The sequence below is a fragment of the Aeromonas sp. L_1B5_3 genome, assembly GCF_963866575.1.
In the GTDB taxonomy this organism is placed as follows: Bacteria; Pseudomonadota; Gammaproteobacteria; order Enterobacterales; family Aeromonadaceae; genus Aeromonas; species Aeromonas jandaei.
Genome location: NZ_CAWMDN010000134.1, coordinates 24,176 through 44,681, shown reverse-complemented (window position 1 = coordinate 44,681; position 20,506 = coordinate 24,176). Strand labels below are relative to the sequence as shown.

Sequence of the window (20,506 nt, the reverse complement as noted above, 5' to 3'; positions counted from 1 at the left end):
ATCAAACCGGGTGGCCGTTGGCCACCCGCAAACCGTTGAACCAGAAAAGGAAAAGAGCATGAGCGAGACGATCGAGTTTGCCGAATTCAAGCGGGTCGAGATGAAGGTGGGCAAGGTGCTGGAGGTGGTGCGTCACCCCGGGGCCGACAAACTCTACATCGTCCAGATCGACGTGGGGGGCGAACGGCCGCTGCAGACCGTCACCAGTCTGGTGCCTTACTACAGCGAAGAGGAGCTGATGGGTAGCGAGGTGGTGGTGCTGACCAACCTCAAGCCCACCAGGATGCGCGGTGAGCGTTCCGAGTGCATGTTGCTCTGCGCCGAGACCCCGGACGAGAGCCAGAGCGTGCTGTTGCAGCCGCGGGTGCCGATGGCGCCGGGCACTCCGATCGTCTGACGGGTATTGCGAGCCGGTGCGGTGAGATTGCACCGGTTCAGCAACGAGGCCGTCCACGCGGCCCGATCATAACAAGAGAGTAAAGCGCGGGGCCGACAGACCCTTGCCAAACACATCACAGAGTCACAGCGTTACCCGCAGGGAGCGCAAGTCCACTGGAGGACACCATGTCTGAATCCGTACGCGGCACCATAGGCAAGTTTGCCCTGTTGTCGATGACCTTTGCCGCCGTGTTCAACGTGCGCAACATCGTCAACAACAACATCGAGCTGGGGCTCAGCTCCGCCCCCATCTTCCTGCTGGCGACCATCGTCTACTTCATTCCGTTCGTCTTCATCATCGCCGAGTTCGTCTCGGCCAATAAAAACTCCGAGTCGGGGATGTACGACTGGCTGAAAAAACCGCTCGGCACCCGGATGGCCTATCTGGGCTCGTTTCTCTACTGGTTCGTGAACCTGTTCTGGTTCGTCTCCCTGCTGCCCAACGTCATCGCCTACGCCTCCTACGCCATGCTGGGCTATGAGTACAGCTTCTCGCCCATGGTTACCTCGATCATCTCCATCGTGCTGTTTGCGGCGGCGACTCACATCTCCACCAAGGGGGCGAGCTGGCTTGGCAAGATTGCCGAGATCGTGGCCTACGGGGTGTTTGCCCTATTCGCCATCTATGTGCTGGGTGCCCTGATGGCTCTGAGTGGCGATCATGTGCCGGCCCAGCCCATCACGCTGGAGGCAATGACTCCCACCGTCAACTGGGCGACCCTCGGCATCATGTGCTGGATCTTCCAGGCGGCGGGTGGTGCCGAGACCGCAGCGGCCTACCTCAACGATGTGAAGGGCGGCCAGAAGTCCTTCATCAAGGTGATCATCAGTGCCGGCATCGTCATCGGTGCCATGTATGCGGTCGGTTCCCTGTTGGTGAACGTGTTCGTGCCGCGCGAGAGCCTCACCTATGCCGGCGGCATGGTGGAGATCTTCACCGGCATGGCGCAGTACTTCGGGCTCTCCGAGGCGCTGGTGGGCCGCTTCGTCGGCGTGGTGCTGTTTATCGCCATGTTCGGCTCCATGATGATGTGGACCTCGGCGCCGGTGAAGATCCACTTCTCCGAGATCCCGCAGGGGGTTTACGGCGAGAAGACCACCCAGCTCAACGAGCACGGCGTGCCGGTGCGCGCCGCCTGGTGGCAGTTTGTCTTCGTGTTTGCGATGCTGGTGGTCAACGGTTTCGGCTCCGAGTCGGTGCAGCAGATGATGAACACCGCCATCAACCTCACCGCCGGCACCGCCATGTTGCCGCCGATCTTCATCATGGTGGCCTACTTCGTGTTCCGCTGGAAACATGACGACACCCCCCGCGACTTCCGCATGGGGTCACGCAAGTTCGGGATGGGCGTGGTGTCGGTGCTGATCGCCATCTTCGTGGTGAGCATGAGCGCCTCCGCCTTCCCGGCCGGGGTGGATCTGGTGCGCGCCTTCTTCATCAACGTCTTTATGACCGCGGTCTTCTCGGCGCTGGCCTACTGGTGGATCTCCCGCTTCGAGAAGCGGCAGGCCCGCAAGCTCGGTGGCAATGAGAAGAAAGGCGGCAGCGGCAAGCTGGCCAGCCAGCGCTGATCGGCTGGGTGAAAAAGCGGAACGGGCGGCCTTGGTCGCCCGTTTTTTTATCCATTTTTAGCCGTTTGGGAGCTGTCAGGGCCGGTTTATCGTCAACTTTTGCTACTCGATATAGCGAAGGCGTTAAGCATTGATGAACAATTATTCGCCGCTCAACTTTGCGCCTCTCCGTTATCGGGGTAAGCTGGAGGTTCGTTTTAGCGGGAGGTGCCAGACATCTCCCGCTCTGTTTCTTGTCCTCCCCAATCCTGACTGTCGCCATGGCTGCAGGATGCCCTTCTGATGGAGACCTTTCGTGCGTCTGGATCCCTTTACTGTTGTGCTGATTGCGGTGGTCACCCTGGCCTCCCTCTTTCCCTGCGAGGGGCAGGTGGCTGTCTGGTTCGGTCTGCTGACCAAGCTGGCGGTGGCGCTCCTGTTCTTCATGCATGGCGCCAAGCTGTCGCGCCAGAACCTGCTGGCGGGCCTCGGCCACTGGCGGCTCCATCTGGTAGTGATGCTCAGCACCTTCGTGCTGTTTCCGCTGCTGGGGCTGCTGCTCACCCCGCTGGTACCGGGCTGGCTGAGCCCGGCCATCTACCTCGGCTTCCTCTATCTCTGCGCTCTGCCTGCCACCGTGCAGTCGGCCATCGCCTTCACCTCGATGGCGGGGGGCAATGTGTCGGCTGCGGTGTGCAGCGCCTCGGCCTCCAGCATCCTCGGCATCTTCCTCTCGCCGGTGCTGGTGGGGATGATGATCCACGTACAGGGGCAGGGGATCGACACCTGGCACTCCATCCAGTCCATCATGGTGCAGCTGATGCTGCCGTTCGTGGTGGGCCACCTGTCACGCCCGCTCATTGGGCGCTGGGTCGACAGCCATCGGCCGCTCATCGGCAAGCTGGATCAGAGCTCCATTCTGCTGGTGGTCTACGTCGCCTTCAGCGAGGCGGTGGTGCAGGGGATTTGGCATCAAGTAGGCTGGTACGATCTGGCCAGTATCGTGTTGCTGAGCTGCGTATTGCTGGTGCTGGTGCTCTGCTGGAACGTCTGGATCAGCCGTCGCCTCGGCTTCGACAAGGCGGACGAGATCACCATCGTCTTCTGCGGCTCCAAGAAGAGTCTGGCCAACGGGGTGCCGATGGCCAACGTCATGTTCCCGGCCGCCAGCGTCGGGGTGATGGTGCTGCCGCTGATGATCTTCCACCAGATCCAGCTGATGGTCTGCGCCGTGCTGGCGCGCCGCTATCACGAGCAGGGGCATTGATACTCGCGCCGTTTTTATTGCCATAACAAGAGGGAGGCCCGTTGGCCTCCCTCTTCTCATCTGCATGTCGACCGGCGTGCTAGCGTTTGCGCCAGACGGTCAGCTGCGCCACCGTGTGCTGGTACTTGCGGGCGGTCTCGCGGATGACGAAAGGCACATCCCGGGGCGGGTAGTGCTCCTCGAACTCCGCCGCCAGCAGCCGTTGCAGCGCCTGATAGGTGGTGAGCGCCTCGCCGTTTTCGCGAATGCCGCCGAGCCAGTTGGCGGGCGGGGTATATTCAGCCAGCCAGGTATAGGGGCTGGTGAGCACCAGCAGGCCACCGCAGCGCAGCCGCGGGGCGATATCCCGCAGGAAGCGGGCGGGCTCCCGCAGCCGGTCGATGAGGTTGGAGGCGAGCACCAGATCGTAGTGGTCATATTTGGGCTTGAGGTTGCAGGCATCCCCCTGACTGAAGTGGATGCGCTCCGCCTGACTCACCCCCAGCCCGTGGCTCGACAGGCGCGCCTCGCAATACTCCACCAGTTCACCCTCCAGCGGAATGGCGTAGCGGAAGCTGTCCTGACTGGCGAGGGCCAGCGCCACATCGATGAAGCGGGCCGAGTAGTCCACCCCGTCCACATGCTGGAAGTGGCGGGCCAGTTCGAAGCTGGCGCGGCCGGTGGCACAGCCGATATCCAGTGCCCGCTGGTGGTTGCTGCAGAGCTCGCCAGCAAGATCAGCAAGCGTCTTGGCGTAGTTGGCTACCCCGAAGTGGCTCGGGCCGTACTGGAAGTCGAGGTACTGAGCGACCAGCGTGTCGGTTTCATAGGGATTCACGATAACGGGTTCCTGATAACGGGAGACCAGATAGCGGAAACCCGCATGCTGGAAGAAGTGACGCCGGAAGGCGTAACGGGATGATTTGAGCGCTTCGTTACCCGTGCTGATCCAGCTGCCGCCCTTGATCAGGGTGTGCTTGCCATCAAAGGTGGGGGTGGAGAAGTCGTCGTAGAGCGGGTGGATTTTAAAGCCGTCGAAGCCATCGATGGCGGTGCTGGTCCACTGCCAGACATTGCCCACCAAATCGAAGAACTCCCCTTGCGGGCAGGCATCCACCGGGCAGGAGGAGGCGAAACGGGCCAGATTGATATTGCCGGGTGCCTCCGTCCAGTCCGGCTGATCGCCGGGTAGCTGTTCGCGCAGCAGCTGCCACTCCGCCTCGCTCGGCAGCTGGATGGGGAGCCCGGTCCGGGCCGCCTTCCAGCGGCAGAAGGCAGCCGCCTCCAGCTGATTCACCTCGACCGGCCAGTCCCATGGCATGGCGACCTGCTCGGTCATCAGCCGCAGCTGCAACTGCCCGGGTTCGGCGGGGTCACCCACCCAGAAGGTGGGCATCTTCGCCTTGGCGTACTGGCACCAGCCCCACCCCTCCTCATCCCACCACTGTTGCTGGCCATAGCCGCCCGCCTGCACGAAATCGAAAAATTCTGCATTGCTCACCAGCATGCGGCTGGCCTGAAACGGGGCCAGCTCGATATGGCGCTCGCCATATTCGTTGTCCCAGCCGTAGGTGGCGTCCCGCTTGCCAAGGCGCACCTTGCCGCCGGCCACCGGCAGCAGGCTGTTGGCGGGCACCTGAGCAATGTGGTGGCGGGCTTCGGTGCAGGCGGGCCAATGAGGCTGCGGCCGCACCCAGGCGAGTGGCAACTGGCGGATGAGCACGCTGGAGGTCTCGAGGTGGATGCGCTCGTGCTCTATCCCCATCAGGATCACCCAGGCCGGGCTCTGCCAGTCGATGGGCAGGGTGAGCGGCATCTGCCGGATGAAGTCGCACACCAGTGTACGGACTTTGGCCCGATAGCTGCGCAGCTCGGTAACCTTGGGCCAGTCGTAGTGGGTCTCGTCCAGATCGTCCCAGCTCATCTCGTCCACCCCGATGGCGACCATGGCCTCGATGCGGGCATCCAGCCGCTGGTCGATCAGGCGTGCCGCCAGCAGCTTGTTGATAAAGAAGGCGGCGGTGTGGCCGTAGTAGAAGATGAGCGGGTGGCGCAGCGGGATCGCCTTGTTGAACCAGGCCCGCTCATCGGCCAGACAGTCAAACAGTGAGTCGTAGAGATCGAAGGTCTGGCAGAAGTAGGCGAGCAGTTCGCGCCGTTTCTGCTCGGGATCGCTGCCGGTCAGCAACGGGGTGCGAGTCGGCTCCGGCAGACCGGTGGCAGTGGAATAGAGAGGGCTTGCTTGGGTCACGCTCTGACTCCTTGTTGGCAGTAAAGACTGACAAGACAGTGGTAATGACATTACCGCAATGGAGAGCTTGGTACGCACGAAGTACCACTATTGGCTCAACAGACCGGCAGGGCAATCCAAAACTTCCACGGCTTGTCAGCGTAGCGACCTCGCGAACGGCTTGTCAGCCAGCTCTCCACCTGCCTGTTAGGGGATGGTCAGATTCGCCAAATGGTGGTCTAAATGGCTCTTTTTAATGCGTGCCACTTCTTACTGTTGATTTCATTTTTATTGAAAATCATATAGTTAGCTTCTGGCATGGCCATTGCTATCTGTGGTTTCATACGGCCTCTATTTTTGTGGTTTCGAACAGGGCCTGTCAGGTGGCTTATCAATAAATAAAAAGGAGAACAGTTATGCGGTGGATGATTGGCGTCTTGGTGGCGTTGGTGATGGGAGGTTGCAACGTCTTTGCCGACACCGAGATCAAGGGGGAAGGTGTCCCGGTCGAGCGCCAGCAGGCACTGGGCGAGCGGGTGACCCGGGTGCTGGCGGGAACTCCAGCTACCCTCCATTTGGTGGCGGGGGAGCAGCGCGGCATCCTGATCAAGGGGCAGGCAAATCTCTTGCCGTATCTGGAGCTGACCGAGCGCGGCAGCAAGCTGGAGATCGAGGTGAAGGATGGTTACCGACTGCGGCCTACCGAACCGCTGGAGATCACCATCACCCTGCCAGAGCTCAGTGAAATGGCGCTGGCAGGTACCGGCAACGGCGATCTGAGTGGCTTCAAGGGTGAGGCGCTGGAGCTGTCAGTGGCGGGAACCGGTGGTATCGTTGCCAGCCAGCTGGAGGTACAGCGATTGAAAGGCAATATCGCTGGTGCAGGTAGCCTGGATCTGGGGAGCGGCTCTGCCACTAGCATCGAGCTGAACATTGCCGGTGCTGGCGATGTGCTGGGCAGCGAAATGCGTGGCAACGAGGTCGAGGTCAATATCGCCGGCAGCGGTGATGTGGAGGTGCGGGCCCAGAAAACGCTCAAGATCGGCATCGCAGGCACTGGCAACATCACCTACTGGGGTGACCCCGAGGTGGAGCAGCAGATCGTGGGCTCCGGCGGGGTGACCCGCGCCGGCAGCTGATATCAACCGATCACCACAACTGAAACAGGCCCGCAACGGGCCTGTTTTGTTTTTTCCAACATGGCGCGACCTCCCGTGCCATTTGTGCAAATCCTGCATAAGTGATGTTCCGGCCCGCCGGTTTTTCAATACATCCCGCTCCCTAATAATGCGCCTCATCCGCTACGGCGAACTTATCAACTACTGAGGCGTCACTGATGACAACATCATTACCTTTTGCAAATGCCGTGCTCGATGATCAGGCTCTGGTCAGCGGGCTCAAATCCATCCACCCGACCTGGGGCGACATGACGGTCCGCGTGGCTGGTGAAGCCTGGGGCATGCCGCTGCTCGACCAGAAGAGCAAGGCGCTCATCACCATCGCCATCGACCAGATGGCCCTCAACGTCAGCGGTGAAGGCAACCCCTTCGCAGCTCATGTCGATATGGCACTCAAACAGGGGGCGACCTGGCAGGAGCTTGAAGAGCTGATCGTCTTTGCATCCGTCTATACCGGCTTCAACAAGGGGGCGACCACCATGGGGGCGCTCAACAAATTGCGCCACGAGCGGGGGGATATCTGATGGCCATTCCAGGACTGAAAAAGCCCGATCATATCGGCTTTACCGTGCCCAATCTGGCAGAGGCGATCGCCTTCTTTCGCGACCACTTCGATTTCGAGCTGGCCTATGAGTTCGGGCCCTTTGTGGCGAGTGACAACTGGATGGCGGAGCACCTCAACGTGAATGCCCGCGCCGAGATCACCCGCATTGCGGTGATGAATGCCAAAGGGATCAATCTGGAGATCTTCGAGTACGCCAGCAATATCGAGCGCAACCTCAAGGCTCCCAACAACGCCGATATCGGTGGCCACCATCTCGCCTTCTATGTGGATGACATGGCGGCGGCGGTGGCTTACCTGAAGGAGCAGGGGATCGCCGTGCTGGGCGAGCCGACCTGCATGACGGAGGGGCCGACAGCAGGGGAGTCCTGGATCTATTTTCTTGCGCCATGGGGCATGCAGCTGGAGCTGGTCTCCTATCCGCAGGGCAAGGCCTATAGCGGTCAATCACCCGTCGCCCTGTTTGATCCACGATGAACGCGCTCCCGGTTTTGCTAATCGTGATGGCCGGCATGGGCCTCTCCTTCGAAGCGGGCCTGCTGGGTCCGCTTGGTGAACAGGTGGGCCATCTGTGGGCCACCCTGAGCATCTTCGGCGTGGGGGCTGCACTGCTCTGGCTGATCCGTTTCTTCACGGTGCGGGGGCCATCCACAGGGTGGCATGGGGTGCCGAAATGGCAGCTGATCGGTGGCTTGCTCGGCCCCGTCTATGTGGTGGCGCTCACTCTCTCGACCCCCATGCTGGGGGTTGCGATGACGATGATCTGCGTCCTGCTGGGGCAGGTGACCAAGAGCTTTGCCATCGACTACTTCGGCTGGTTTGGCATGCCGAAACGGGCAACCCGTCCTCTGCGGCTGGTGGCACTTGGCTGCATCGCGCTGGCGCTGCTGTTTACCTATCTGGGAGCAAACTGATGATGCTGATTATCGTGTTGGCCATCGTCTCCGGCATGGCGCTCAGCGCCCAGGCGGCGATCAATGGTCAGTTGGGATCGCGGGTTGGAGTGGTGCAGAGTTCGCTGCTCACCTTCACCATGGGCACTGTGGTGACCGCCCTGCTGATCTTCTTCTTTGAGCCGCCCTATCAGGCGACCCTGCTCAGCGTGCCGAAGTGGCAGCTGGCCGGTGCCCTGTTCGGCATTGTCTACATGGTGGTGATGGTTGCGGCCATTCCACGGGTAGGGGTCGCCATCGCCACTGTGGCCACCATTCTGGGCCAGATGGTGATGAGTCTGGTGATCGATACCATGGGTTGGCTGGGCAATGCCCCCATCCCCCTCAACTACTGGCGCCTTGCCGCCATGATGGCGGTTGCTGCGGCGCTGCTCTGCATCTATCTGGCGAACCGACAACAGGAACAAGTAAATGAGTGAACAGGCAACAACCCTGATGGTCTTTTTCAATCTCAAACCGGGGACAAACGAGGCGGATTATCTGGCGTGGGCACGGGAGGTCGATCTGCCCACCGTGAACCGGCTCAACAGCGTCACCTCGTTCGAGGTGTTCAAGGGGCTGAAGATGCTGGGGCAGCAGAGTGCCTCGCCGTGGGACTACTTCGAAGTGATTCGTATCGAGTCGGAGACGCAATTTCTGCAGGAGATCCAGAGTTCGCAGATGCAGCAGGTGATCCGGCAGTTTGAGGCCTTTGCCGCAGATGCCCACTTTATCTGCACCCGGGACATCACAACGCTGTAGCTGGCTCGCCAGTGGTGAAAGGAATGCCACTCTTGCCACTGGCTTGGCTGCCACAACATCAGAGGCTTTATGAAAAAACAGCTTGGCGAATACCTGCACGTGCTGGCCATCATCTTTCCGCTGACGCTGCTGATCCCGCGCTGGATGGCGCCGCTGCTGGCGAGATGGCAGCTCGACCCCGCCGCACCAGTCGGGGTGTTGCTCATCGACAGTGTGATCGTGGCCTGCGCCGTCTTTGTCTTGCTGCCGGCGCTGCACAAGCTGACCGGCAGGCTGTCTGGCTAAACCTGTCTGGCATCCCAGTAGCAGGGAGAGCCATATTTTCCCGCCAGAAAATCGATCACCACCCTCACTTTGGCGGCGAGCTGGTCGGTCTCCAGATAGAGCGCGCTGATCACCTGCTGCTCCACGCTGGTGGAGACGGTGAACCGGGTCATGATCGGTTTGAGCCGCCCGGTTTTCAGCTCCTCGCCGATGAGCCAGGTGGGGAACACTACAATCCCGGCACCCGCTACAGCGCCGGCAACCAAGGTATCGGCATTGTTGCTGTAGAGGGTGCCGCTCACCTCATAGGGTTGCAGCTGCTCCTGGCCGATGAACCAGCGTTGCAGGCCATTGCTCCCCTTGAAGACCAGACAGTTGTGCTGCACCAGCTCATCCGGACTGGCCGGTTCGCCATGGCGATTGAGGTAGTCCGGGCTGGCCGCCATCACGTAGTGCTGCTGGCCAAACTGTTTCATCCGCAGGGAGGAGTCTTGCGAGATCCCGATGCGGATCAGCAGGTCGATCGACTCGGCCGCCGGATCGACATAGTGATCCGTCTGCTGCAACTCGACCTTGAGCAGGGGGTAGCGCTCCAGCAGCTCGGTCAGATAGGGGGCAATGTGCAGCCGGCCAAAGGCGACCGGAGCGCTGATCCGGATGGTGCCTCTCGGGGTGTCCGCCCGCTGCTCGATCTGGCCGACTACCCGCTCATACTGCTGGAGGATCTCGGCGCACTGTTTGGCAAAGGCGACCCCCTCCTCGGTGAGGGAGATGGAGCGAGTATGGCGGTGCAGCAGCTTGGAACCCACCTTCTCCTCCAGCTGCGCCATCTTGCGCGAGACGGACGAAGGGGTCATATCCTGCCGACGCGCCACATCTGAAAAACTGCCAAACCGGGTGGTCATCAGAAACAGCTTCATCTCCAACAACGAAACGTCGTAGTTCACGGGATACCTCCTCCATCGCAATCCTCAAGGGTAATCGGCCGACCTTGGCCAAGGCAAGCCGGTATCATGCGGAGGCTGCTGCCACTGATGCTCTGCTCTGGCATGCCGTTACCACGAGCAGCAAGGCTGATCTCGTCCGATCACCACAACCCCAACTGAAACAGGCCCGCAACGGGCCTGTTTTGATCAGAGGTGGCGGGCGTGAAAGCGCAGGTGCGCCTCGATAAAGCTCGCGACGAAGTAGTAGCTGTGGTCATAGCCCTCGTGGCGGTTGAGCTCCAGCGGCCACCCCTTGCTGGCAGCCACCTCGGCCAGCGCGTCGATATGCAGCTGCTCGGCGAGGAAGGGATCATCCAGCCCCACATCTACCAGGGTGGGCAGCGGTGTGACCGGCTGGTGGCGCAGCAGCTGGCAGGCATCCCACTCCTGCCACAGCAGAGGGTTGCTGCCGAGATACGCCCCGAGCGCCTTCTGGCCCCAGGGGCAGCGGCTCGGGTGACAGATCGGGCTGAACGCCGAGACCGAGCGGTAGCGACCGGGCTCCCGCAACGCGGCGATGAGCGCACCGTGACCGCCCATGGAGTGGCCACTGATGGCGCGTCGGGTCGAGACGGGGAAGTGGGTCTCTATCAAGTCAGGCAGCTCGCGGGTGACGTAGTCATACATCTGGTAGTGAGTCTGCCAGGGGCTCTGGCTGGCATTGACGTAAAAGCCTGCTCCCATGCCGAGGTCATAACCGGGATCGTCGGCCACGCCGTCGCCGCGAGGGCTGGTGTCCGGCGCCACTATGGCGATGCCGAGCTCGGCGGCGATGCGCTGGGCACCCGCCTTCTGCATGAAGTTCTCATCGGTGCAGGTGAGGCCGCTGAGCCAGTAGAGCACGGGCACCTTCTGGCCGGTGAGAGCCTGAGGTGGCAGATAGATGGCAAAATTCATCTCGCAGCCGAGCACGGTGGAGCTGTGGCGATAGCGCTTGTGCCAGCCGCCGAAGCTCTTGTTGCTGCTGATAATCTCCAGATTCATCGAAGGACTCCTGCACCCCGCCCACGATGGCGGGCGGGGTGATCATGCTCAGTAGTGGATGACGGTGCGGATGCTTTTGCCTTGGTGCATCAGATCGAACGCCTCGTTGATCTGTTCAAGCCCCATGGTGTGGGTGATGAAGTCATCGAGGCGGAACTCACCCTGCATGTAGCGCTGCACATAGCTCGGCAGCTCGCTACGACCGCGTACCCCGCCGAAGGCGCTGCCGCGCCATACCCGACCGGTGACCAGCTGGAACGGACGGGTGCTGATCTCCTGACCCGCTCCGGCCACGCCGATGATGACCGACTCGCCCCAGCCCTTGTGGCAGCACTCCAGCGCCGCGCGCATCACCTTGACGTTGCCGATGCACTCGAAGGAGAAGTCGACGCCGCCGTCGGTCAGCTCGACGATCACCTCCTGGATGGGCTTGTCGTAGTCGTTCGGGTTGATGCAGTCGGTGGCGCCCAGCTTGCGGGCCAGTTCGAACTTGCTCTCGTTGATGTCGATGGCGATGATGCGACCGGCCTTGGCCAGACGGGCACCGATCACCGCCGAGAGGCCGATGCCACCGAGCCCGAAGATGGCGACGCTCTCACCCTCCTTCACCTTGGCGGTGTTCATTACGGCGCCGATGCCGGTGGTAACGCCGCAGCCGAGCAGGCAGACCTCTTCCAGCGGGGCGGCCGGGTCCACCTTGGCGATGGAGATCTCCGGCAGTACCGTGTATTCGCTGAAGGTGGAGGTGCCCATGTAGTGATAGATGGGCTGGCCATCTTTCGAGAAGCGAGTGGTGCCGTCCGGCATCAGCCCCTTGCCCTGGGTGGCGCGGATCTTCTGGCAGAGGTTGGTCTTGCCGGACTTGCAGAACTTGCACTCGCCGCACTCGGGGGTGTAGAGCGGGATCACGTGATCGCCCACCTTGACGCTGGTGACGCCCTCGCCGACGGATTCGACGATGCCGCCCCCCTCGTGGCCGAGGATGCAGGGGAAGACCCCTTCCGGATCTTCACCGGAGAGGGTGAAGGCATCGGTGTGACAGACGCCGGTCGCGACGATGCGCACCCGCACCTCGCCCGCTTGGGGTGGCATGACTTCTACTTCTTCGATGGAGAGGGGCTGACCCGGGCCCCAGGCGATGGCGGCTTTACACTTGATGCTTTGAACCTGTGCCATGAATGACATCCTTCTTGTTGAGCAGGGTGAGGAGAATGGGTTCGGGCATTCAGTGTAGTTTCCCGCCGATTTGGTGATAATGAGGGCAAATCTCAAATCACTTTTACACACAGGTAATAATGTTCGGCTGGGAAGGGATCTGTGAATTTGTCAGCGTGGCGGAGCAGGGGGGCTTTACCCCGGCGGCGCGCAAGCTGGGGGTGTCGGTGGCGCAAGTCAGCCGTCAGGTGGCACAGCTGGAGGACAGGCTGCAGGCCAAGCTGCTGTTGCGTACCACCCGTCAGGTGCGGCTCACCGAGCTTGGCGAGATCTACTATCGCCACTGCCGTCAGCTGCTGGACAACCTCTACGAGGCGGAGCTGGCGGTGGGGCGTCATCAGGCGGTGCCGCAAGGGTCGCTGCGCATTACGGCCCCCGTCTCCTACGGCGAGAGCCGCATCGCCCCGCTGGTGAACGACTTCATGGTGCGCTTCCCCCAGCTGGAGGTGACCCTCAACCTCACCAACCAGCTGCTGGATCTGGTGCATGAAGGCTACGATCTGGCGCTGCGGCTCGGCCACCTCAAGGATTCGACGCTGGTGGCGCGCAAGCTGGCGCAGCGGGTGCCCTATGTCTGCGCCTCACCGGCCTACACCGCCCGCCACGGCATGCCCAACAGCCTCTCCGAGCTGACCCGCCACACCTGTCTGGTGGGCAACAGCGACGAGTGGCACTTCACCCTGGATGGCCGCCCCCACAGCGTGCGGGTGCGCGGCCTGTTGCAGTGCAACAGCGGCCACGCCCTGCTGGATGCGGCGCTCAAGGGGATCGGCATCATCCAGCTGCCGGATTACTACGTGAGCGACCATCTGGCCCGAGGGGAGTTGATCGAGCTGCTGCCCGAACTGCGGGCCCCGGCGGAGGGGATCTGGGCCCTCTATCCCCATAACCGCCACCTCTCCCCCAAGGTGCGGATGCTGGTGGACTACCTCGCCGAGCGGCTGAGCGACCCGCACCAACCGGCGCTGGTGATGCCGATAGGCTAGGGCTTCTCTCGCTCGTTGGTTCACTGGTGGAAATCTCATGGCCTGAAAATAAAAGAGCCCTTGAGGAATCAAGGGCTCTTTTGCAGGCAACAACCGGATAGTCAGCGACTCGTCACTCGATGTTCTGGATGTATGGAGATGGTATTCACCTGACAGTTGCCCACAAAAGGGAGTGGTCATACGGCTTCAAACCGGATAACAAAACGGTACCCCTACCGTGTTATCTGGAGTCACCGTATGACCACCAGCGAGAAAGTAGCACGTCGCAAACTCAGCCTGCTAGAGCTCGCCAAAGAGCTCAATAACGTCAGCAAAGCCTGCAAGCTCATCGGCTGCAGCCGTCAGCAGTTCTACGAGATTCGCCGTAACTACCAGACCTATGGCGCCGAGGGATTGCTCGACAAATTGCCTGGGTGTAAACGCTCATCCCAATCGGGTTGCGCCCGAGATTGAACCGGCCATCCTCGATTACTCCCTCACCAGACCAACTCATGGCCCGCTGCGGGTCGCCCAAGAACTGGATCTGCAAGGTATCAACGTCAGTGCCGGTGGGGTGCGTGGCGTATGGCAACGGCACGACTTGCTCTCCAAACACGGCCGTTTGTTGCGCCTCGAGAAAACCCACTGGGAGCAGACCATTGAGCTCAATGACGAGCAGATTCGCCTGTTAGAGCGCTTCAGCCCCGAGTTTCGCGAACGCCAGATTGAGGTCCACTGCACTGGGGAACTGGTGGCGGTCGACACCTTCTTCGTCGGCGCGCTCAAGGGGGTTGGCAAGGTGTATCTGCAAACCGTGCTGGACTGCTACAGTCGCCAAGCTTGGGGACGGCTCTACACCAGCAAGCTGCCGGTGACCTCGGTTCATGTGCTCAATGAAACGGTGCTGCCGTTTTTCGAGGCCCACGAGGCACGGGTCTATACCATCCTGTCGGACAACGGGCGCGAGTTCTGTGGACGACCTGACCACCATCCCTACGAGCTGTTCCTGCAACTGGAGGGGATTGAGCACCGAACCACCAAGGTGCGCAGGCCGCAGAGCAACGGCTTTATCGAGCGGCTGCATCGAACCTTGCTGGATGAACACTTCCGCATCAAGGGGAGGACGACCTGGTATGAGTCGGTAGAGCAGATGCAGACAGACCTAGATAGCTATCTGGTGCACTACAACACCCAGCGGCCACATCAGGGCAGGATGATGGAGGGTCAAACCCCCTACAGCATGTTCAAGAAGGGTCTGAAATTGATACCGAAGGAAGTGCGCTCTAAAGTAGCGTAAACAAGACACCGGTTTGAGGCAGGTGTCAGGTGATAACAAGACCTGTACAGATAGCACAAGAAATAAAGACAATTGCATATATATTGGTTACTATTTTCCTATTTTTGTTGGGCTTCGAAAATGTTTTTAACAGAAGCTGGGGCGCGATACATCATTTTTAGGCAGAGCTACCATGACTCATCCTGTCACTTCATCTGATATAGCCAATATAGAAAACACTTTGGGAGACCTCAACCGGGCTGCTAATGCCAGTATTCGAGGCTATTTAACCCAGATCGCGTACACTGCGCTGCAATGGGTTAACCTTTGCGAAAATGAAGTACTCGTTGTCGAAGGTCGCGAAGATTTAGATCGTTTTATTCTTAGTTCTGATGGAACAATTCTCGATGTGAGCGAAACACAACTCAAAGATCTCACTGATGCGGTCAACGTAAGGTCAGATGCAGTTTGGGAATCTATCTTTAATTTTTTGTTGTCATATAAATATCATAAAGAAGGTGGTCGAAATGTTCGCATGGTGTTCGCAACTACAGCAAGTTTAAAAACTCAGAAGACCTCTTCATCTACAGGTATTAAGAAGGTAAAAAAGCAAGAACGGCTAGATCTGGAGATAGATGTCATATCTACTTGGTCTTCACTACTTGAACAGAAGAATGAAAAACTAAAACCTGAGGTTGAAAAACTAACGGCAGCAATTAATGCCCTATTTAATAAGTATCTAAAGCCTAAAATATCAGATGATGATCGCGAGGCATCAAGTGCTGAAAAGCAGTATGCTAAAGACGTACAGGTCGCGATTGGCTTTCAAGAGGACAATAAAAGTTGGACCGACTTTTTCACTTCAGTAAGTTGGATAACAGACCTACGCTCTGCTTCAGGTATAGAAGAGCAGCTCAAGACAACTATCGAAGCTGAACCCTCAATGTCCAAACTTCCAGCAAGCGAGTTCGCTCAGATTCTTATTTATCAGGTTCTATTAGCATCCTCAAAATCAGAAGTATCTGAGCGAATTCTTACTCGTGCTTGTCTTCAAGAGCTTACCTCTCGGAGTGTTGACGAATTACGTGATTGGGCCACTCGTAATGGACTCATACATCTTGAAACCTGGCAGCAACATGTTGAAAAAGCTCTATCAAAGCAAGATGAACGACTAGAACACCTTGAATGCACAGTTGCAACAGTATTGCCGTCACATGAAAAGGCTTGGACTACAATTAAGAAATTTACGGATCTAACGCGTCAACGTATCCGAAACACTATCGGCGACATTCATCTTGAACGCACCGAGCAATTGAATGCCCTTGAAAAAAATCTAATTGCGAGTAAAACCGTAATGATCCTTGGGGCCTCAGGAGCAGGAAAGTCCGCACTCGTTCGAACCTACACCGAAAACTTAGATTCTCAAAATGGACTCACTCTTTGGTTAGGAGGTAGTTCTCTTGAGCGCCCAGATTTACTTGCACTCAACGCAGACTTGAATCTTGGGATGTCATTTGATCAAGTATTTGAATACAATTCAAACTCCAAATTATTGGTACTTGACGGACTAGACCGGGTATTTGAAATTTCATCGTTGTCAATCGTATCTGACCTACTGAATATTCTTAGGGTAAATAAAGAAGATGCTTTATGTGAACTCATAGTTACTTGCCAAACTCAGGATTGGCCACATTTAGAAGAACGCCTACATGACGTAGGTATTGATACCTCCGGTTGGGCATTATACGAATGTGAACCCCCGAGTCATAATGAGCTATCACCTATTTGGGACTCTATACCAAAAATTCGTCGAATAGCACAAGAACCACACTTAGCTCCGCTACTTCAGAACCTAAAAGTTCTCGATTTAATAGCATCTCAGATTAATCGATCTGGCTATGAAGACCCCTTAGTTGGTGAAAATAGTGTTGCATCTTGGTTTTGGCAAAGCCAAGTATTGAGCGGAAGACATCGTCACCGTCGAAATCTAATCTTGATGCGTATAGCAGAAATGCAAGCTGACACACTTCGACTTTCAATCCCGATGACAGATCTCCCTTCTTCTGAAATAGCGATTGTTGAAGAATTCGAATCAAATGGAATTTTGATCATCGATGAATACAGTAATGTTCTTTTTGCCCACGACTTATTCGCCGACTGGGCTCGTCTACGCCTACTGCAATCTAAGGAGGATTACCTTCTAGAATTCTTGCAATCTCGTATCGATTCCCCTTTATGGCTCCGAGCTATTCGACTTCTGGGTATTGAACTGCTTGATACTAAGAGAGATGTGCAAGATTGGAAAATTCTATTACGCAGTCTCCAAGAAATTGGAGGGGGATCTACAGCTGATTTGCTTCTTGATTCTATCGTCTTTGCCTTGGACTCCAAGACTCACTTGGAATTACTTAAAGATGAACTTTTATCAGATGATAGCGATCTCCTTCGCCGTCTACTAAAGCGTTTCTTGGCTTTTGCAACGTTACCAGACCCTAGGATGAAGAAAGTTGGCAAGTTGTTAGGTCTTAAAGATGCAGATATATCTTGTTCATTCAGATACCCCAACTGGCCCTATTGGCCTGCTGTACTTGAGTTCCTTTATGCTTATCGAGAACAAATTTCCGAAACTGTCCCTAATGAAATCTGTAAGGTGGCGAAGCTTTGGTTGGAACACACCAAGCCACAAACTAGGTACAGACGAGAAGTCGGTGAAATAGGTATCTTACTCGGGGAACTCGCGCTCTCTGCATATACTGGTAGACAAGACCAAGAGTTCTCAGCAACAGATTTCTTCATTCTTGCTTTGTCAGGTATCCCTGAATGTGAAAAAGAAGTTGTAGAATTTGCACTAAAAGCATCCGAACGTACAACAAAAATAAAAAGTGAAAGTCATAGAAACTTCTATGACTTTAGTAACCCATATCACGACTTAGAATATAAACATTCTGAGGATGCACCAAATAACGAGGTTAATAACTTTTTCCGCTCCGCAGTGTTAGTAAAAAGGGGGCTTAAGCATTTAATTCGACACAGACCTGAAGTAGCACGTGAAGTGATATTGTCATGCCTTTTTACGCCGAAATCATGCATTGTCCCATATGCTTCAAGTAGTCGAGAATGGGAGGCGGATTTTCAATCCATTCACTCATGGCCTACTCCCTCACATTTTCGAGGCCCTTTTCTCGACCTGCTAAAAGCAAACTTTGCAGAAGGTGCCGAAACAATATTCAGAATTATCGATCATGTCTCAGAGCAATGGCTCGAAAGGCGAATATATGAAGGAAACAAAACTTCTCATCACATCTATGATTCAAACTCTCTTGGGAGTCTCGAAGTAGATGTTGGCGGTGTGAAAAGAACACTTTCTGGAGATGGTCGAACACTTGGGTGGTCCGCAGGTTTAGGAAGCCCTCTACCAAACAGCATCATAACATCAGCACTTATGGCTCTCGAGCAGCATCTCTACAGTGAAATAGGTTCTGATGATATTCAATCTATGCTTAACATGATCTTAGAGCGCACACGATCTGTTCCTTTGCTTCACGTGTTATTGGATGTAGGTCGTAAAGAGCCAAATCTATTCACAGAATCTCTCATGCCTTTACTTGGGGTAGCAGAACTTTACACTTGGGAGATTCAACTTAGAGTCCAAGGTCGTACCCACCTGAATATGGCGTCACCACAACAAGATTCATTTTCTACGAAAATCCAAAGAGAATTTAATTCACTCTCTCATCGCAGCCTAGATCTTAGGGATATTGCCTGTTCCCTTTTCTTTACTAATGAGAATGTTTCCGCTTTTTTACAAAAGAAGGTAATTGAGTGGAAAGAAATAATCAGAGAGAGTCAACCATGTGGCAATCGTGAAAGGCTTAGTCAAATAGTCGATTTGTTTACCAAGGAAAATTACATACCTATCCCATCAGAAGATGGCGTAGTAAGGTCGTACAGATATACTCCTCCCAAAGCAGAAGAAAAGCAAAGCGACCAATTTAACAGTCTTTTGAGAACCCGTGATTTAATTCTATATCAAAGCAATTGCAGACGCTTTATAGACGAAGGGAAGTCTATGTCCACGAATGAGCTGGAAGCATTCGTACAAGACCTAAAGAACATAAAAGAAATTTGGCAAAATGACCTAAATAGCTGTAATTCACCTGAAAAAGAGCGCAGCAATGATACATTTGATCAATTTGATATCCCAAACTTATCAGCAAATGCGCTTTGTGGTGGAATTGCTGTGCTGCTATGTCTTCACATTGAATGGGTCAAAAAACAATCTGACTTATCTAAGTGGTGCCAAGGCATCTTGACTCAACTTATATTAACGCCTCCTCCACATAGTGATATGGACAGCCATGAAAATTCTTCCAACTGGGAATGGGACTGTTTTGCAGCTGAGGCAATTGTTGCTCTTTGGCAGCAAGAACCAGAAGATCTAGAGTTAAGACAATTAGTTGCCAGATTGGCTTTTTCTTTCCATAACGAAGCGGTTGCAATTCTTGTACGTAATGTTCAAGCATTGGTTCCAAGTCGACATAGTGACCTATTAAGATTGAGAAGGCTTATTTTTGAGTGCGCTTATGCGAGAAGGCAATGTCAGTTTATTGCTAGGATAAAACGCGTTTATAGCGTTTCAAATGATGGGAAAATAGAACAGTTTAATAGTGCGCTGCAACAATGGTATTTAAACCTTATTGAAGATTTTGTTAGTGGCTCCCTAGATGCCTCTCTTATAGATTGGGAATGTATCGGTAATAAAGAGCTACTATCGAACTTTAGTGAAATGGAACTGTTAAACAGAAACGATTATTTAGACTTTGAGTTACTAATAGCTGCGCATAAATACTCATCTCAACTGACTGAAGGTCTTTCAGAGGAAGAGAGAGAATATAGTATAGATTTTTTTAAGAGTTCTTTATCCTATATCATTAAGACGCTAGAGCATAGCGGAAGTGATTATTTTGAAACATACCCTAGTGATGGTGGAATCTGGTTACTTGAGAAGCTTGCTTTGGCTGTATCTGTGATGAAACCAGAAGAAAATCCAGAGTATATGTGGGATAAGTTATTAAGCTTTCCTTCGAAGTATCACCATTGGGCAGAGACTTTTCTTAAGTTTTACTATACATCAATCCTCCAGTTAGAAACCATGCCTCGATACATACTCAATCTTAGTATTAAGTTTATCGAGGCTGTATCTAAATTACCTCAAGAGCATTCTTGGAACTACAGAGAGGATGTCTGGCTAGCTCTGTATGGTGTACATAGTAGTACCTTAGAGTCGTGGAAACCCCAACATTCTGACTTAGCAAGTTCTCTTTGGCCTTTAATGAAAGTGTGGTTGTCTCAAGAGTTGAACGATGCGAAACAAATATCTTCTGTAGCTCGGTGGCTTAAATCTGACGCAGCAACTCACATCCGTTTTGATAGTCTTGGCTCTCTAAATGAGGTTGTAAAATTGCATAGTAATGGTTGGTCTGGAAGCGAACTGGAAAGTGCAGAAAATGCAATTGCGAAGCTACTTCTGTCAATATGGGAAAGTGAGCCAAACGCTTTGCGACGTTCAGAGGCGATGCGTACAAACTTTCAGTTTTTACTTCGTTGGCTGGCAGATAATCAGCATCAACTTGGGCTTGAACTCACAAGTCAAATCGGCAGACTGTGATTCTATCTTTCGCATATAGTGCTTTTTAGGTTTCTATATTTGGAACTAATTGGTTCATCTGATTTTGCAAGTGCGGCCACCTGCTTTGCTGTCATAGATGCCATTGTGCCTCCTAATACTCACCATTTGATGCAAGTATAGCGAGGCATTACTCACCAGTTAATTCACCGCTTGGATGAAACAGATTGAGACGTACAAGAACAGAATGGAAATAAAAAGCCCTGATAAATCAGGGCTTTGGTGAATATT

The 20,506-nt window shown here is 55.3% G+C and carries 16 protein-coding genes and 1 pseudogene; 13 read left to right on the top strand and 4 right to left on the bottom strand.

Annotated elements, in window-relative coordinates:
• Window positions 1-58: 58 nt before the first annotated feature.
• From AACR93_RS17795 to AACR93_RS17785, 3 genes are all read left to right on the top strand, one after another.
• Window positions 59-397, top strand: coding sequence for a tRNA-binding protein (locus tag AACR93_RS17795; protein ID WP_026080427.1), 339 nt, complete (start codon window positions 59-61; stop codon window positions 395-397).
• A 167-nt stretch (window positions 398-564) separates the two neighbouring features.
• Window positions 565-2,010 (top strand): amino acid permease, encoded by a 1,446-nt coding sequence (locus AACR93_RS17790; protein WP_043851541.1) that lies wholly within the window; start codon window positions 565-567, stop codon window positions 2,008-2,010.
• A gap of 295 nt (window positions 2,011-2,305) precedes the next feature.
• Complete coding sequence (locus AACR93_RS17785; RefSeq protein WP_043851540.1) at window positions 2,306-3,256, top strand: bile acid:sodium symporter family protein; 951 nt, start codon at window positions 2,306-2,308, stop codon at window positions 3,254-3,256.
• 79 nt (window positions 3,257-3,335) lie between these two features.
• On the opposite strand, the gene ovoA is transcribed toward AACR93_RS17785, so the two are convergent.
• Complete coding sequence (gene ovoA / locus AACR93_RS17780) at window positions 3,336-5,486, bottom strand: 5-histidylcysteine sulfoxide synthase (protein WP_043851539.1); 2,151 nt, start codon at window positions 5,484-5,486, stop codon at window positions 3,336-3,338.
• Window positions 5,487-5,881: 395 nt separating this feature from the next.
• Between ovoA and AACR93_RS17775 the strand changes: the two genes are divergently transcribed.
• The 7 genes from AACR93_RS17775 to AACR93_RS17745 all read left to right on the top strand — a co-directional run bounded on the left by AACR93_RS17775 (window position 5,882) and on the right by AACR93_RS17745 (window position 9,184).
• Window positions 5,882-6,604 (top strand): head GIN domain-containing protein, encoded by a 723-nt coding sequence (locus AACR93_RS17775; protein WP_041209455.1) that lies wholly within the window; start codon window positions 5,882-5,884, stop codon window positions 6,602-6,604.
• 197 nt (window positions 6,605-6,801) lie between these two features.
• The gene (locus AACR93_RS17770) at window positions 6,802-7,167 is read left to right on the top strand and encodes a carboxymuconolactone decarboxylase family protein (RefSeq protein ID WP_041209456.1); all 366 of its coding nucleotides are present in this window, start codon (window positions 6,802-6,804) and stop codon (window positions 7,165-7,167) included.
• Window positions 7,167-7,682, top strand: a complete 516-nt coding sequence (locus tag AACR93_RS17765) for a VOC family protein (RefSeq protein ID WP_043851538.1) — start codon at window positions 7,167-7,169, stop codon at window positions 7,680-7,682. The genes AACR93_RS17770 and AACR93_RS17765 overlap by 1 nt, the downstream gene beginning before the upstream one ends.
• Window positions 7,679-8,119 (top strand): DMT family transporter, encoded by a 441-nt coding sequence (locus AACR93_RS17760; RefSeq protein ID WP_033114720.1) that lies wholly within the window; start codon window positions 7,679-7,681, stop codon window positions 8,117-8,119. The genes AACR93_RS17765 and AACR93_RS17760 overlap by 4 nt, the downstream gene beginning before the upstream one ends.
• Window positions 8,119-8,577, top strand: coding sequence for a DMT family transporter (locus tag AACR93_RS17755; protein WP_043851537.1), 459 nt, complete (start codon window positions 8,119-8,121; stop codon window positions 8,575-8,577). The genes AACR93_RS17760 and AACR93_RS17755 overlap by 1 nt, the downstream gene beginning before the upstream one ends.
• A complete protein-coding gene (locus AACR93_RS17750; RefSeq protein WP_043851536.1) occupies window positions 8,570-8,899 on the top strand; it encodes a hypothetical protein in 330 nt (109 codons plus the stop codon). Before AACR93_RS17755 ends, AACR93_RS17750 begins: the two co-directional genes overlap by 8 nt.
• A gap of 69 nt (window positions 8,900-8,968) precedes the next feature.
• The gene (locus AACR93_RS17745) at window positions 8,969-9,184 is read left to right on the top strand and encodes a hypothetical protein (protein ID WP_043851535.1); all 216 of its coding nucleotides are present in this window, start codon (window positions 8,969-8,971) and stop codon (window positions 9,182-9,184) included.
• On the opposite strand, the gene AACR93_RS17740 is transcribed toward AACR93_RS17745, so the two are convergent.
• The 3 genes from AACR93_RS17740 to AACR93_RS17730 form a co-directional block, all read right to left on the bottom strand.
• A complete protein-coding gene (locus tag AACR93_RS17740; protein WP_052497092.1) occupies window positions 9,181-10,110 on the bottom strand; it encodes a LysR family transcriptional regulator in 930 nt (309 codons plus the stop codon). The genes AACR93_RS17745 and AACR93_RS17740 overlap by 4 nt on opposite strands.
• Window positions 10,111-10,296: 186 nt before the next feature.
• On the bottom strand, window positions 10,297-11,133 hold the full coding sequence (gene fghA / locus AACR93_RS17735; RefSeq protein WP_043851533.1) for an S-formylglutathione hydrolase: 837 nt from the start codon (window positions 11,131-11,133) through the stop codon (window positions 10,297-10,299).
• Window positions 11,134-11,181: 48 nt separating this feature from the next.
• On the bottom strand, window positions 11,182-12,309 hold the full coding sequence (locus AACR93_RS17730; protein WP_019446200.1) for an S-(hydroxymethyl)glutathione dehydrogenase/class III alcohol dehydrogenase: 1,128 nt from the start codon (window positions 12,307-12,309) through the stop codon (window positions 11,182-11,184).
• A gap of 119 nt (window positions 12,310-12,428) precedes the next feature.
• Between AACR93_RS17730 and AACR93_RS17725 the strand changes: the two genes are divergently transcribed.
• From AACR93_RS17725 to AACR93_RS17715, 3 genes and pseudogenes are all read left to right on the top strand, one after another.
• Complete coding sequence (locus AACR93_RS17725; protein WP_043851532.1) at window positions 12,429-13,334, top strand: LysR substrate-binding domain-containing protein; 906 nt, start codon at window positions 12,429-12,431, stop codon at window positions 13,332-13,334.
• 237 nt (window positions 13,335-13,571) lie between these two features.
• A pseudogene (locus AACR93_RS17720) lies at window positions 13,572-14,610 on the top strand (IS481 family transposase).
• A 172-nt stretch (window positions 14,611-14,782) separates the two neighbouring features.
• Window positions 14,783-20,257 (top strand): ATP-binding protein, encoded by a 5,475-nt coding sequence (locus AACR93_RS17715; protein ID WP_156153004.1) that lies wholly within the window; start codon window positions 14,783-14,785, stop codon window positions 20,255-20,257.
• Window positions 20,258-20,506 lie beyond the last annotated feature (249 nt).

Bases quoted from the DNA above. Each gene is read 5' to 3' on its own strand.
- AACR93_RS17760 (WP_033114720.1), top strand. From the start codon at position 7,679: ATGAACGCGCTCCCGGTTTTGCTAATCGTGATGGCCGGCATGGGCCTC.
- AACR93_RS17725 (WP_043851532.1), top strand. From the start codon at position 12,429: ATGTTCGGCTGGGAAGGGATCTGTGAATTTGTCAGCGTGGCGGAGCAG.
- AACR93_RS17730 (WP_019446200.1), bottom strand. From the start codon at position 12,309: ATGGCACAGGTTCAAAGCATCAAGTGTAAAGCCGCCATCGCCTGGGGC.
- AACR93_RS17745 (WP_043851535.1), top strand. From the start codon at position 8,969: ATGAAAAAACAGCTTGGCGAATACCTGCACGTGCTGGCCATCATCTTT.
- AACR93_RS17755 (WP_043851537.1), top strand. From the start codon at position 8,119: ATGATGCTGATTATCGTGTTGGCCATCGTCTCCGGCATGGCGCTCAGC.
- AACR93_RS17790 (WP_043851541.1), top strand. From the start codon at position 565: ATGTCTGAATCCGTACGCGGCACCATAGGCAAGTTTGCCCTGTTGTCG.
- AACR93_RS17775 (WP_041209455.1), top strand. From the start codon at position 5,882: ATGCGGTGGATGATTGGCGTCTTGGTGGCGTTGGTGATGGGAGGTTGC.
- AACR93_RS17765 (WP_043851538.1), top strand. From the start codon at position 7,167: ATGGCCATTCCAGGACTGAAAAAGCCCGATCATATCGGCTTTACCGTG.
- AACR93_RS17770 (WP_041209456.1), top strand. From the start codon at position 6,802: ATGACAACATCATTACCTTTTGCAAATGCCGTGCTCGATGATCAGGCT.
- AACR93_RS17715 (WP_156153004.1), top strand. From the start codon at position 14,783: ATGACTCATCCTGTCACTTCATCTGATATAGCCAATATAGAAAACACT.
- AACR93_RS17750 (WP_043851536.1), top strand. From the start codon at position 8,570: ATGAGTGAACAGGCAACAACCCTGATGGTCTTTTTCAATCTCAAACCG.
- AACR93_RS17795 (WP_026080427.1), top strand. From the start codon at position 59: ATGAGCGAGACGATCGAGTTTGCCGAATTCAAGCGGGTCGAGATGAAG.
- fghA (WP_043851533.1), bottom strand. From the start codon at position 11,133: ATGAATCTGGAGATTATCAGCAGCAACAAGAGCTTCGGCGGCTGGCAC.